14 protein-coding genes are annotated in these 13,937 nt (G+C 54.2%); 13 read left to right on the top strand and 1 reads right to left on the bottom strand.

Annotated features, from left to right (window positions below; translation table 11 throughout):
* The 9 genes from LZ634_RS20160 to LZ634_RS20200 form a co-directional block, all read left to right on the top strand.
* Window positions 1–688, top strand: a 688-nt coding sequence (locus LZ634_RS20160) for a hypothetical protein (RefSeq protein ID WP_234508381.1), incomplete at its 5' end; no start/stop codon positions are given.
* Between the two features lie 69 nt (window positions 689–757).
* Window positions 758–1,087: a curli assembly chaperone CsgC gene (csgC, locus tag LZ634_RS20165; protein ID WP_234508383.1), complete on the top strand. Its 330-nt coding sequence runs from the start codon at window positions 758–760 to the stop codon at window positions 1,085–1,087.
* A 56-nt stretch (window positions 1,088–1,143) separates the two neighbouring features.
* Window positions 1,144–1,605 (top strand): NUDIX hydrolase, encoded by a 462-nt coding sequence (locus LZ634_RS20170; protein ID WP_234508385.1) that lies wholly within the window; start codon window positions 1,144–1,146, stop codon window positions 1,603–1,605.
* A 53-nt stretch (window positions 1,606–1,658) separates the two neighbouring features.
* A complete protein-coding gene (gene mnmA, locus LZ634_RS20175; RefSeq protein ID WP_234508388.1) occupies window positions 1,659–2,768 on the top strand; it encodes a tRNA 2-thiouridine(34) synthase MnmA in 1,110 nt (369 codons plus the stop codon).
* A gap of 92 nt (window positions 2,769–2,860) precedes the next feature.
* Window positions 2,861–3,502: a high frequency lysogenization protein HflD gene (hflD, locus tag LZ634_RS20180; protein ID WP_234508389.1), complete on the top strand. Its 642-nt coding sequence runs from the start codon at window positions 2,861–2,863 to the stop codon at window positions 3,500–3,502.
* A gap of 3 nt (window positions 3,503–3,505) precedes the next feature.
* Window positions 3,506–4,876 carry an adenylosuccinate lyase gene (gene purB, locus LZ634_RS20185; protein WP_234508391.1) on the top strand — a complete coding sequence of 457 codons (1,371 nt, stop codon included), beginning with the start codon at window positions 3,506–3,508 and terminating at the stop codon, window positions 4,874–4,876.
* Between the two features lie 124 nt (window positions 4,877–5,000).
* A complete protein-coding gene (gene phoP, locus LZ634_RS20190) occupies window positions 5,001–5,675 on the top strand; it encodes a two-component system response regulator PhoP (protein WP_234508393.1) in 675 nt (224 codons plus the stop codon).
* Entirely contained in the window at window positions 5,672–7,135 is a 1,464-nt protein-coding gene (gene phoQ / locus LZ634_RS20195; protein ID WP_234508396.1) for a two-component system sensor histidine kinase PhoQ, read from the top strand. Before phoP ends, phoQ begins: the two co-directional genes overlap by 4 nt.
* A 76-nt stretch (window positions 7,136–7,211) precedes the next feature.
* Window positions 7,212–8,333 (top strand): cupin domain-containing protein, encoded by a 1,122-nt coding sequence (locus LZ634_RS20200; protein ID WP_234508398.1) that lies wholly within the window; start codon window positions 7,212–7,214, stop codon window positions 8,331–8,333.
* Between the two features lie 36 nt (window positions 8,334–8,369).
* Here LZ634_RS20200 and pepT read toward each other — a convergent pair whose 3' ends face one another.
* Window positions 8,370–9,596 carry a peptidase T gene (pepT, locus tag LZ634_RS20205; protein WP_234508400.1) on the bottom strand — a complete coding sequence of 409 codons (1,227 nt, stop codon included), beginning with the start codon at window positions 9,594–9,596 and terminating at the stop codon, window positions 8,370–8,372.
* Window positions 9,597–9,867: 271 nt separating this feature from the next.
* Here pepT and potA point away from each other — a divergent pair, with 271 nt between their 5' ends.
* The 4 genes from potA to potD are packed head-to-tail and all read left to right on the top strand — an operon-like array spanning window position 9,868 to window position 13,695.
* Window positions 9,868–11,004: a spermidine/putrescine ABC transporter ATP-binding protein PotA gene (gene potA, locus LZ634_RS20210; protein WP_234508402.1), complete on the top strand. Its 1,137-nt coding sequence runs from the start codon at window positions 9,868–9,870 to the stop codon at window positions 11,002–11,004.
* Window positions 10,988–11,845, top strand: coding sequence for a spermidine/putrescine ABC transporter permease PotB (gene potB, locus LZ634_RS20215; RefSeq protein WP_234508404.1), 858 nt, complete (start codon window positions 10,988–10,990; stop codon window positions 11,843–11,845). The genes potA and potB overlap by 17 nt, the downstream gene beginning before the upstream one ends.
* Window positions 11,842–12,633, top strand: a complete 792-nt coding sequence (gene potC / locus LZ634_RS20220) for a spermidine/putrescine ABC transporter permease PotC (RefSeq protein ID WP_234508406.1) — start codon at window positions 11,842–11,844, stop codon at window positions 12,631–12,633. The genes potB and potC overlap by 4 nt, the downstream gene beginning before the upstream one ends.
* Window positions 12,634–12,648: 15 nt before the next feature.
* Complete coding sequence (potD, locus tag LZ634_RS20225; RefSeq protein ID WP_234508408.1) at window positions 12,649–13,695, top strand: spermidine/putrescine ABC transporter substrate-binding protein PotD; 1,047 nt, start codon at window positions 12,649–12,651, stop codon at window positions 13,693–13,695.
* The last annotated feature ends 242 nt before the right edge of the window (window positions 13,696–13,937 follow it).

The following is a 13,937-nucleotide window of genomic DNA, read 5'->3' on the forward strand; positions in this document are numbered from 1 at the left end:
TGGTGGCGGCGGTCCTGGCGTCACTCTTGACCATCTACCAACCGTCTCGGGCAAGACTCCGATTATTCCGCAACATGGTACCTGGGATGAAGTCATCCATGTCTACCAGTCTGGAAACGGTAATGCATCCGGAGTCACTCAGACCAATGCGTCGCTTTCTACCGTTGACGTACACCAGTTCGGCAACTATGGCACTTCAAATGTGACCCAAACTGCATCCAATAGTGCAGTATTCCTGCAGCAGAAAGGATTTGGTAACCAATCAACGGCCAATCAGAGTGGCTCTAGCAACTCGATCAAGGTTCTTCAGGATGGTAACGGGAATAGATCTGAGGCAACTCAGGCTAATGGAAGCACGAAAAATGTCATCGATGTAGATCAAAAAGGTACCGGCAACTATTCCTGGGCTAAGCAAACCGGTAACAATCACTCTGCTAGCGTCAGACAAACTGGCGACTATGGCGTTTCAGAGATTAACCAATCAGGTTATAAAAACATTGTTGACGTAACACAGAGTGGTACGTCGAATAAATCTTACGTCACTCAGAACGCAAACCTCTCGACTGTTTTAGTTGAGCAGTCCGGTGCATATAACACCAGCACTGTGAATCAGACCCACTCCAATGCCATATCCTGGGTCCAGCAGGTTTCTGGCTCAGGCAACACTTCATATATTACTCAGCAATAATACCTACAAAGCCGGATGAGTCCTCATCCGGCTTCTCCTGTTTGTCACTCACTATTCGGGATTTTTGCTATGCACCTGCTCCTTATTGCCGCCGCCCTCAGTAATCAACTGTGGTTTGAAGCCCAGCCGCAGGCTGATTCAATGGTTATCACCCCAATGGCCACACTGACGGCCGATTGCGACTGTCAGTTAACCATCAACGTGGTACATCAAGGCCAATCCGGTACCAGCAACAGTAGCCAGAGCGGCAGCGTCAAACTTAAGGGTCAGCAGCCCCAGGCGCTCGCCAGCATGCGCCTCGATATTCCCCAGGGCGAATGGGCGCAAATCACCGTCACGCTCAGCAACAGCAGCGGCGTAATCTTGCAGCAAAGCTGGAGTTCACCGACGCGAGTTTGATTTTCCCCTCTTCTTCTTTATATCCTTGTCACCTACTCGCCTGATAAGGATGCCGCATGTTTAAGCCGCACGTCACCGTCGCCTGCGTGGTTCACGCTGAAGGCAAATTTCTGGTTGTTGAAGAAACCATCAACGGCAAGGCCTTGTGGAACCAACCCGCAGGCCATTTAGAAGCCGATGAAACTCTCGTACAGGCCGCCGAACGCGAGCTGTGGGAAGAGACCGGCATTCGCGCCACGCCGCAGCATTTCATTCGCCTGCATCAGTGGATTGCCCCGGACAAAACGCCGTTCCTGCGCTTCCTGTTTGTCATCGAGCTTGGCGAAATGTGCGCCACCGAGCCTCACGATAGCGATATCGACCGCTGCCTGTGGGTAAGCGCAGAAGAGATTCTCAACGCTGACAACCTGCGCTCAGCGCTGGTTGCCGAGAGCATTCGTTGCTATCAACAAGAACCCCGCTACCCGCTGTCGCTGCTCGGCGAATTTAACTGGCCGTTTACAGAGGGTGTCAAGTAAAAGGCTGCGTGATAGAATATGCCGCCTTGAAGTCCAATGTCGTGAGTATTCCAATGTCAGAAAGCCAGAAAAAAGTGATCGTCGGCATGTCCGGCGGTGTAGATTCCTCCGTTTCCGCCTACCTGTTACTGCAACAGGGCTATAAGGTGGAGGGCCTGTTCATGAAGAACTGGGAGGAAGACGACGGCGAGGAATACTGCACGGCTGCCGCTGACCTTGCCGATGCGCAGGCGGTGTGCGATAAGCTCGGCATCGAGCTGCACACGGTGAACTTTGCCGCCGAATACTGGGATAACGTGTTTGAACTCTTCCTTGAGGAGTACAAAGCGGGCCGTACGCCAAACCCGGATATCCTGTGCAATAAAGAGATCAAATTTAAAGCCTTCCTTGAATTTGCCGCTGAAGACCTGGGCGCTGACTACATCGCTACCGGCCACTACGTGCGCCGTGCCGATGTCAACGGTAAAAGCCAGCTTCTGCGTGGCCTCGACGGTAATAAAGACCAGAGTTACTTCCTTTATACCTTAGGTCACGATCAGGTCGCGCAAAGCCTGTTCCCGGTTGGCGAACTCGAAAAGCCGCAGGTGCGTAAAATCGCCGAAGAGCTGGATCTCATCACCGCGAAGAAAAAAGACTCCACCGGTATTTGTTTTATCGGTGAGCGTAAATTCCGCGAGTTCCTCGGCCGCTACCTGCCCGCGCAGCCCGGCAAGATTATGACCGTCGATGGTGAAGAGATCGGCACCCATCAGGGGCTGATGTACCATACTCTGGGCCAGCGTAAAGGTCTGGGCATCGGCGGGACGAAAGAAGGTAGCGAAGATCCATGGTACGTGGTGGATAAAGACGTTGAGAACAACATTCTGGTTGTCGCTCAGGGTCACGATCATCCACGCCTGATGTCCGTTGGGCTGATTGCCCAGCAGCTACACTGGGTTGACCGCGTACCGGTAACGGGCACTTTCCGCTGCACCGTCAAAACCCGCTACCGTCAAACCGATATCCCGTGCACAGTTACCGCGCTGGATGCAGAACGTATTGAGGTTCGTTTTGACGAACCTGTTGCCGCCGTAACCCCAGGTCAATCGGCCGTGTTCTATAACGGCGAAATCTGTCTGGGCGGCGGCGTCATTGAGCAGCGCCTGCCGCTGCCGGTAGAGTAACCATAATTAGCAACGTGACCTTCGCCGCGGCCAAGGTTTAACGTAGCCTGTCAGAGGCCACGACTTCTGACAGGCGCCAACAAGGAGTGAGCGTGGCGAAGAATTATTATGACATCACCCTGGCGCTGGCGGGCATTTGCCAGTCGGCCCGTCTGGTGCAGCAACTGGCCCATCAGGGGCACTGTGACGGCGACGCGCTACACGTTTCGCTAAACAGCGTTATCGATCTCAACCCGGACTCCGCGCTGGGCGTTTTCGGTGGCAGTGAAGCCAATCTTCGTCTCGGCCTCGAAACTTTACTCGGCGTACTTAATGCCAGCAGCCGTCAGGGCCTGAATGCCGAACTCACCCGCTATACGCTGAGTTTAATGGTGCTGGAACGTAAACTGTCTGCCGCGAAAGGGGCAATGGATACGCTCGGTAATCGTATTAATGGTTTGCAACGTCAGCTTGACCATTTCGACCTGCAGTCAGAAACGCTGCTTAGCGCGATGGCCGGTATTTATGTCGATGTGATTAGCCCGCTCGGTCCTCGTATTCAGGTGACCGGCTCCCCTGCCGTGCTGCAAAGCCCGCAGGTTCAGGCGAAAGTACGCGCCTCTTTATTGGCGGGTATCCGCGCCGCGGTGCTGTGGCACCAGGTTGGCGGCGGACGTCTCCAGCTGATGTTTTCTCGTAATCGCCTGACCAATCAGGCAAAACAAATTCTTGCTCATTTAACCCCGGAGTTATGATCTATGGAATTATCCTCACTGACCGCCGTTTCCCCTGTCGATGGACGCTACGGCGATAAAGTCAGCGCGCTGCGCGGGATTTTCAGCGAATATGGTTTGCTGAAATTCCGTGTACAAGTCGAAGTACGCTGGCTGCAAAAGCTGGCCGCACACGCAGCCGTCAAGGAAGTTCCTGCTTTTGCTGCCGACGCAAACGGTTACCTTGATAGCATCGTGGCAAACTTCAATGAAGAAGACGCCGCGCGCATTAAAACTATCGAGCGCACCACCAACCACGATGTCAAGGCAGTCGAATATTTCCTGAAAGAAAAAGTCGCGTCCGTGCCAGAGCTGCACGCCGTGTCTGAATTTATTCACTTCGCCTGCACCTCCGAGGACATCAACAACCTGTCCCACGCGCTGATGCTGAAAGCGGCTCGCGAAGAGGTGGTACTGCCGTACTGGCGTAAAGTGATTGATGCGATTAAAGACCTTGCCGTCCAGTATCGCGATATCCCGCTGCTCTCCCGCACCCACGGTCAGCCGGCAACGCCGTCAACCATCGGTAAAGAGATGGCTAACGTCGCCTACCGTATGGAACGCCAGTTCCGTCAGCTGGGCCAGGTAGAAATTCTGGGTAAAATCAACGGTGCGGTCGGCAACTACAACGCCCACATCGCCGCTTACCCGGACGTTGACTGGCATCAGTTCAGCGAAGAGTTCGTGACCTCTTTAGGTATCCAGTGGAACCCGTACACCACGCAGATCGAGCCGCACGACTATATTGCCGAGCTGTTTGATTGCATCGCCCGCTTCAACACCATTCTCATCGACTTCGATCGTGATGTTTGGGGTTACGTTGCGCTGAACCACTTCAAGCAAAAGACCATTGCTGGCGAAATCGGTTCTTCTACCATGCCGCATAAGGTCAACCCAATCGACTTCGAAAACTCCGAAGGCAACCTGGGTCTGTCCAACGCAATGCTTCAGCATCTGGCCAGCAAACTGCCGGTTTCCCGCTGGCAGCGCGACCTGACCGACTCCACCGTGCTGCGCAACCTGGGCGTGGGTATCGGCTATGCACTGATCGCCTACCAATCTACTCTGAAAGGCGTCAGCAAACTGGAAGTGAACCGCGATCGTCTGCTGGACGAGCTGGATCATAACTGGGAAGTTCTGGCTGAGCCGATTCAGACCGTGATGCGCCGCTACGGCATTGAGAAACCGTACGAGAAACTCAAAGAGTTGACCCGCGGTAAGCGCGTTGATGCCGAAGGCATGAAACAGTTTATCGACGGTCTGGCGCTGCCAGAAGAAGAGAAAACCCGCCTGAAAGAGATGACCCCGGCAAACTATATTGGCCGCGCCATCACCATGGTCGACGAGCTGAAATAACCTGCCCCTGCCCCTCCTTCTTCCGTAAGGAGGGGACTTTCCTGCCGATTTAGTTAATGTTTATCTCCACAACGCCATAATCAGCGTTAATATATTCATGTCATTAATTTAATGGAGAAACAGCATGCGCGTACTCGTCGTGGAGGATAACGCTCTGTTACGTCATCACCTGAAAGTGCAGCTGCAGGAAATGGGCCACCAGGTCGATGCCGCAGAAGATGCGAAGGAAGCCGATTACTATCTGGGTGAGCACATTCCCGATATCGCCATTGTCGATTTGGGCCTGCCCGATGAAGACGGTCTATCGCTGATTCGTCGCTGGCGCAGCCACGATATTTCGCTACCGATCCTGGTACTGACGGCCCGTGAAAGCTGGCAGGATAAGGTAGAAGTATTGAGCGCTGGTGCCGACGACTACGTCACCAAACCATTCCATATTGAAGAAGTCTCGGCCCGTATGCAGGCGCTGATGCGTCGCAACAGCGGCCATGCTTCACAGGTGATTTCCCTGCCGCCCTTCCAGGTTGACCTGTCACGCCGTGAACTCTCTATTAATGAAGAGGTGATTAAACTCACCGCCTTCGAATACACCATTATGGAGACGCTTATCCGCAACAACGGCAAGGTGGTGAGCAAAGACGCCCTGATGCTCCAGCTGTATCCTGACGCCGAGCTGCGTGAAAGCCACACCATCGACGTGCTAATGGGCCGTCTACGTAAGAAAATTCAGACCCAATATCCGCACGACGTCATTATCACCGTGCGAGGCCAGGGCTACCTGTTCGAACTACGAGAATGAAAAATATCCGTCGGCATATCCTGCCGCTTTCACTGCGCATGCGTTTCCTCTTGGCAACGGCGGCGGTAGTTATTGTGCTGTCGCTGTCCTATGGGATGGTGGCGCTGGTCGGCTATAGCGTCAGCTTCGATAAGACGACGTTTCGCCTGCTGCGCGGTGAAAGCAACCTGTTCTATACCCTGGCGAAATGGGATAACAACGTCCTGAGCGTCGATATTCCCGATAACCTCAATCGACAAAGCCCGACGGTGGCACTTATCTATGACGCTCAGGGTAAACTGCTGTGGCAACAAAAAGATCTTCCCTGGCTGGTCAACCGGATTCAGCCGGAGTGGCTCAAAGGCAATGGTTTCTATGAGATTGAAGCCGATGTCAGTTCCACCAGTTCACTGCTGCGCAACGATCATGAGATGCAAAAGCAGCTCAATGAAATGCGCCAGGATGATGATGATGCCGAGATGACTCACTCGGTGGCGGTCAATAGCTACCCGGCCACCAGCCTGATGCCGGCCATGGTTATTGTGGTCATCGACACCATTCCTATCGAGCTTAAACGCTCCTATATGGTCTGGAGCTGGTTCTCCTACGTGCTGGCCGCTAACCTATTGCTGGTTATCCCGCTACTGTGGATTGCGGCGCACTGGAGCCTGCGCCCCATTGCCGCGCTCTCGCGGGAAATTCGCGAGCTGGAAGATCATCATCGCGAGCATCTGAACCCCGATACCACCCGCGAGCTAACAAGCCTGGTGCGAAATTTGAACCGGCTGTTAAAGAGCGAGCGCGAGCGTTATGACAAATACCGTACCACGCTAACCGACCTGACCCACAGTCTGAAAACGCCGCTGGCGGTGCTGCAAAGCTCGCTACGATCTCTGCGCAGCGAAAAGATGACCGTCAGCGAGGCTGAGCCGGTTATGCTCGAACAAATTAGCCGCATTTCACAGCAGATTGGCTACTATCTCCACCGCGCCAGCATGCGCACCGACAGCACACTGGTCAGTCGTGAACTGCATCCCGTGGCGCCGCTTCTCGACAGCCTGATCTCGGCGCTCAATAAGGTCTATCAGCGTAAAGGCGTTAATATCACGCTGGATATCTCCCCGGAAATTACTTTCGTCGGCGAGAAAAATGACTTTATGGAAGTGATGGGCAATCTGCTGGATAACGCCTGCAAGTACTGCCTCGAGTTCGTTGAGGTTTCCGCGCGTCTGAGTGACGACTATCTGCATGTTATCGTCGAAGATGATGGCCCAGGGATCCCGCAAAGCAAGCGCGATATCGTTTTTGATCGCGGCCAGCGCGCCGATACGCTACGCCCCGGACAGGGTGTAGGGCTTGCGGTTGCCCGTGAGATCGTTGAACAGTATGACGGACAAATCATCACCCGCGATAGCCTGCTCGGCGGAGCCAAAATGGAAGTCATTTTTGGCCATCAAGACCTTGAGGGTCACGAAGGGTAAATAATGTTTCCGTAGCAGAGTAGTTTTGTGAATACGATGTATAATCCGGACATACATCTGCTGCGGAAATATCAATATGGAATATCACTTAACGCTAAACTGGCCTGATTTTATGGCGCGCTACTGGCAAAAACGTCCGGTGGTGCTCAAACGCGGCTTCGCCAATTTTATTGATCCCATTTCACCGGATGAGCTGGCAGGTCTGGCGATGGAAAACGAAGTCGATAGCCGACTGGTCAGCCACCTTGACGGCGAATGGCAGGTGAAACACGGGCCGTTCGAAAGCTATGATCATCTGGGCGAAAGCAACTGGTCGCTGCTGGTGCAGGCCGTTGATCACTGGCACGAACCGTCTAGCGCGCTGATGCGTCCATTCCGCACCCTCCCCGACTGGCGCCTCGACGATCTGATGATCTCCTTCTCGGTTCCGGGCGGCGGCGTAGGCCCGCATCTCGATCAATACGATGTCTTTATTATTCAGGGTACCGGCCGCCGTCGCTGGCGCGTGGGCGAGAAAACCGCGCTCAAGCAACACTGTCCACACCCGGATCTGTTACAGGTCGCGCCGTTTGAGGCCATCATCGACGAAGAGATGGAGCCCGGCGACATTCTTTATATTCCACCGGGATTCCCGCACGAAGGCTATGCGCTGGAAAACTCGCTCAACTATTCAGTCGGCTTCCGTTCGCCGAACAGCCGCGAGTTGATCAGCGGTTTTGCCGACTACGTTTTACAGCGCGATCTGGGCAATGTGCACTACAGCGACCCGGACGTGCCTTCGCGCGACCACCCGGCGGATCTGTTACCGGAAGAAGTGGATAATCTGCGCGGCATGATGCTGGACCTGATTAACCAGCCGGAGCATTTCCAGCAATGGCTGGGGGAATTTATCAGCCAGTCTCGTCATGAGCTGGATATCGCGCCGCCGGAGCCGCCGTATCAGCCAGATGAAATCTATGACGCGCTACAACAAGGCGACATGCTGCAACGTTTGGGCGGCCTGCGGGTGATTCGTATCGGCGATGATTTCTTTGTTAACGGCGAGAAAGTGGATTCTCCGCATCGTCAGACACTAGATGCCATGGCGGGAAGTATCATGCTGGAGAGTGAACATTTCGGTGAGGCGCTGGACGATCCGTCCTTCCTCGCCATGCTGGCCGCGCTGGTCAACAGCGGGTACTGGTTCTTCGCTGAGTAATTTCGATAATCCCCGGGTTTCCCCGGGGATTTTTTATTAGCCGCGCTTAGCGGTTAATTCGGCAATGCGTACAATCACCTGCACCGCTTTTTCCATCCCTTCCAGAGTCACAAACTCGTGCTTACCATGGTAGTTATAGCCGCCGGTGAAAATATTCGGGCACGGTAATCCCATAAACGACAGCTGTGCACCGTCGGTGCCGCCGCGAATAGGCTTCATGTCCGGCTCAATGCCGCAGTCGCGCATCGCCTGCTGAGCGATATCCAGAATATAAGGATGATCGGCCACCTTTTCGCGCATATTGTAATAGCTGTCTTCGATAATCAGCTCAATATAGCAATCCGGATGCAGCCCTTTACCGACCTTCTTGGCAATCTCCATCATCTTGCGCTTGCGGGCTTCAAACTGCTTACGGTCAAAGTCACGCACGATGTAGTGCATCTCTGCACGATCCACCGAGCCTTTAATGCTGGTCAGATGATAGAAGCCTTCGTAGCCTTCGGTGTTTTCCGGGCTTTCCTCGGCAGGCACTTCCGCATGGATACGGGCCGCCAGCGACAGGGCGTTAACCATCACCCCTTTGGCCGTCCCCGGATGCACATTATTACCGACGATCTTAATGGTCACGGAAGCGGCGTTGAAGTTCTCAAACTCAAGCTCACCGACGCCACCGCCATCCACGGTATAGGCCCACTGGGCGTTAAACGCGGCAACATCAAAATGCTTCGCGCCTTTACCAACTTCTTCATCTGGCGTGAAAGCCACGCGAATGTCGCCGTGCGGGATATTTTTCTCTTTCAGCACCGTCAGCGCAGTCATGATCTCCGCGATACCGGCTTTGTCATCGGCACCGAGCAGCGTTTTGCCATCGGTCGTGATAAGCGTTTGCCCCAGCAGCTGATGCAGTATCGGGAACATCACCGGGGACAAAACTTCGTCGCCGATACCCAGCGCGATATCTCCGCCACGATAGTTCTCAACAATTTGCGGGTTGACGTTTTTACCGCTGAAATCCGGTGCGGTATCGACATGGGAAATAAAGCCAATCGCCGGGATATCACCGCTGACGTTAGCCGGCAGCGTCGCCATCACCGTACCCTTCTCGCTCAGGGTAACGTTGACCAGCCCCATCGTTTCTAATTGCTCTTTGAGCAGGTGCAACAGCTTCCACTGCCCTTCTGTACTCGGCACCTGACGCACGCCAGGTTTCGATTGCGTGTCCAGAGAAACGTACTGCAAAAAACGTTCAAGCAATTTATCCATGTAGCCACCCTCTCTTTTTGTGACAACATTATCAAGAAGCGAGAAAAGACAAATATTGCGTCAGGTCACTTTTAACCCGGCAAAGGTAACTTTTTTTCGCTAAACGGTATCTAATAGCCGGATATACATACACGTAGCTTAGACAAGGATTGGCGATTGGCTATCGTTTGCCGTAGAATGCCAGCCCTTATTAATACATTTCAGACCTCTAAACGTCTAAAGGTGGATAACCACAAACCCCGCGTCGATAAGTGATACAGGACGCGTTTACATGGGACAGAGCAATAAATTGAATACACAATCGCGTTCGCGGTCGCCGCTGGTGCAACTGGTGGGGATTCGCAAGGACTTCGATGGTAAAACGGTCATCTCCGATCTTGATTTGACCATCAATAACGGTGAATTTCTTACGCTGCTTGGCCCCTCCGGCTGCGGTAAAACCACCGTTCTGCGCCTTATTGCCGGGTTGGAAAACGTCGATGCCGGGCAAATTCATCTGGAAAATAAGGACATCACCCAGGTTCCCGCCGAGGACCGCCACGTTAATACCGTGTTCCAGAGCTATGCGCTTTTCCCCCACATGACCGTGTATGACAACGTCGCTTTCGGTCTGCGCATGCAAAAGACTCCCGCCAGCGAAATCCCTGCGCGCGTCCACGACGCCCTGCGCATGGTGCAATTAGAAGAGTTCGCCCAGCGTAAACCCAACCAGCTTTCCGGCGGCCAGCAGCAGCGTGTAGCCATTGCCCGCGCGGTGGTCAATAAACCCAGCCTGCTGTTATTGGACGAGTCTCTTTCCGCATTAGACTACAAGCTGCGCAAGCAGATGCAAAACGAACTGAAAGCGTTGCAGCGTAAGCTGGGCATTACCTTTGTCTTCGTGACCCACGATCAGGAAGAGGCGTTAACCATGTCCGACCGTATCGTGGTGATGCGCGATGGCAAAATCGAGCAGGACGGCACGCCGCGTGAAATTTACGAAGAGCCGAAAAACCTGTTTGTCGCCAGCTTCATTGGCGAGATCAATATCTTTAATGCCACGGTCATTGAACGTCTCGACGAACGCCGCGTTCACGCCCACGTCGAAGGCCGGGAATGCACTATCGACGTCAATTTCCCGGTGACGCCAGGGCAAAAACTCAACGTTCTGCTGCGCCCGGAAGATCTTCGCGTTGATGAAATTCATGACGGCGTCGAAGCCGAAGGGCTGATTGGCTACGTGCGCGAACGTAACTATAAAGGCATGACGCTTGAGTCGGTCGTTGAACTGGAAAATGGCAAAATGGTGCTGGTTAGCGAATTCTTCAACGAAGATGATCCTGATTTTGACCACTCGCTGGACCAAAAAATGGCGATTAACTGGGTAGAAAGCTGGGAGGTTGTACTGGCTGATGAAGAGCACAAGTAAGTTCCAGAATGTGGTGATTGCCACCATCGTCGGTTGGCTTGTGCTGTTTGTGTTCCTGCCCAACCTGATGATTATCGTCACCAGTTTCCTGACCCGCGATGATGCCAACTTCGTCCAGATGGTCTTTAGCCTGGACAACTACGCCCGGCTGCTCGATCCGCTGTATGCCGAGGTGCTGCTGCACTCGCTGAATATGGCGCTGATTGCCACGCTGGCGTGCTTGATTCTGGGCTATCCGTTTGCCTGGTTTCTGGCGCGCCTGCCGCATAACGTGCGTCCGCTACTGCTGTTTCTACTGATTGTTCCCTTCTGGACCAACTCGCTGATCCGCATCTACGGGCTGAAAATTTTCCTCAGCACCAAAGGCTATCTCAACGAATTCCTGCTGTGGTCAGGAGTTATTGAAACGCCTCTGCGCATTATGTTCACCCCGGCGGCGGTGATTATCGGGCTGGTCTATATCCTGCTGCCATTTATGGTCATGCCGCTGTACTCAAGCATTGAGAAGCTCGATAAACCACTACTGGAAGCAGCGAAAGATCTGGGTGCCAATAAGTTTCAGACCTTTATCCGCATCATCATTCCGATGACCATGCCGGGGATTATTGCCGGTTGTCTGCTGGTCATGCTGCCGGCGATGGGTTTGTTCTACGTCTCAGACCTGATGGGCGGAGCGAAGAATCTGCTTATCGGTAACGTGATTAAGAGTCAGTTCCTGAATATTCGCGACTGGCCGTTTGGTGCCGCCACCAGCATTACGCTGACGGTGGTCATGGGCCTGCTGATGCTGGTCTACTGGCGCGCCTCGCGTCTGCTGAATAAAAAGGTGGAGCTGGAATGATCGGTAAACTGCTGCGCGGCGGGTTTATGTCCGCCATTTACGCCTACCTCTATATCCCGATTATCATTTTGATCGTCAACTCGTTTAACAGTTCGCGTTTCGGGATCAACTGGCAAGGCTTTACCACCAAATGGTACGGCCTGCTGATGAACAACGACAGCCTGCTGCAGGCGGCTCAGCATTCGCTAACGATGGCGGTTTTCTCCGCTACCGCCGCTACGCTGATTGGTTCGTTAACCGCCGTGGCGCTGTATCGCTACCGCTTTCGCGGTAAACCGTTCGTCAGCGGTATGCTGTTTGTGGTGATGATGTCGCCGGACATTGTGATGGCTATCTCCCTGCTGGTGCTGTTTATGCTGCTGGGCATTCAGCTTGGCTTCTGGTCGCTGCTGTTCTCGCATATCACCTTCTGCCTGCCGTTTGTGGTGGTCACCGTCTACTCTCGGTTGAAGGGCTTTGACGTGCGGATGCTGGAGGCGGCCAAAGATCTCGGCGCCAGCGAAGTCACCATCTTGCGCAAGATTATTCTGCCACTAGCGATGCCCGCCGTTGCCGCAGGCTGGCTGTTGAGCTTTACCCTGTCGATGGATGACGTGGTGGTGTCGTCCTTTGTCACCGGCCCAAGCTATGAGATCCTGCCGCTTAAAATTTATTCGATGGTCAAAGTCGGCGTCTCGCCGGAAGTGAACGCTCTGGCCACCATTCTGTTGGTGCTGTCGCTGGTGATGGTGATTGCCAGCCAGCTTATTGCACGTGATAAAACCAAAAGCCTGCAGGTCAGGCACTAACTCAGGGGACGTTAAATGATGAAATGGTCACGCCACCTGCTCGCGGCAGGTGCCTTAGCACTTAGTATGGGTGCGGCCCACGCGGACGATAGTAAAACGCTCTATTTCTACAACTGGACGGAATACGTGCCGCCAGGACTGCTGGAACAGTTCACCAAAGAGACCGGCATCAAGGTTATCTATTCGACCTACGAGTCGAACGAAACCATGTATGCCAAGCTCAAAACCTACAAAGACGGCGCCTACGATTTGGTCGTGCCGTCGACCTACTTTGTCGACAAAATGCGCAAAGAAGGCATGATCCAGAAGATCGATAAAACCCAGCTGAGCAATTTCAAAAATCTCGACCCCGAGATGCTCAACAAGCCGTTCGATCCTAACAATGATTACTCGATCCCGTACATCTGGGGCGCCACGGCTATCGGCGTCAACAGCGATGAGATTGACCCGAAAACCGTCACCAGTTGGGCCGATCTGTGGAAAGCGGAATATAAAGGCAGCCTGCTGTTAACCGACGACGCGCGCGAAGTGTTCCAGATTGCCCTACGCAAGCTCGGCTATTCCGGCAACACCACCAATCCCAAAGAGATTGAAGCCGCCTATAACGAGCTGAAAAAACTGATGCCAAACGTGGCGACGTTTAACTCCGACAACCCGGCGAACCCGTACATGGAAGGTGAAGTCAATCTGGGGATGGTGTGGAACGGTTCGGCCTATGTCGCCCGCCAGGCCGGTACGCCGCTGGAAATCGTGTGGCCGAAAGAAGGCGGAATCTTCTGGATGGATAGCCTGTCCATTCCGGCTAACGCCAAAAATAAAGAAGGCGCGTTGAAGCTCATCAACTTCCTGTTACGCCCGGATGTGGCTAAACAGGTCGCGGAAACCGTCGGCTACCCAACGCCGAACCTTGCCGCGCGTAAACTGTTAAGCCCGGAAGTCGCCAACGACAAGTCGCTCTACCCGGATGCGGAAATCGTGAATAAAGGCGAATGGCAGAACGATGTTGGTAGCACCAGCACGCTGTATGAAGAGTATTATCAGAAATTGAAAGCTGGGCGTTAAACCGTACAACGTTCGGCTTTACAGCCGATTGCGCTCCTTGTTCATCACATGCCCTATATACCGAACGGCGCAAGGAGCGCGCCGGGGGCGGCCCCCCCCCCCCCCCCCCCCCCCCCCCCCCCCCCCCCCCCCCGCCCCCCCCCCCCCCCCCCCCCCCCCCGCCCCCCCCCCCCCCCCCCCCCCCCCCCCCCCCCCCCCCCCCCCCCCCCCCCCCCCCCCCCCCCCCCCCCCAAAAAAAACCC

The organism is Kluyvera intermedia, from assembly GCF_021440345.1.
In the GTDB taxonomy this organism is placed as follows: domain Bacteria; phylum Pseudomonadota; class Gammaproteobacteria; order Enterobacterales; family Enterobacteriaceae; genus Kluyvera; species Kluyvera intermedia_A.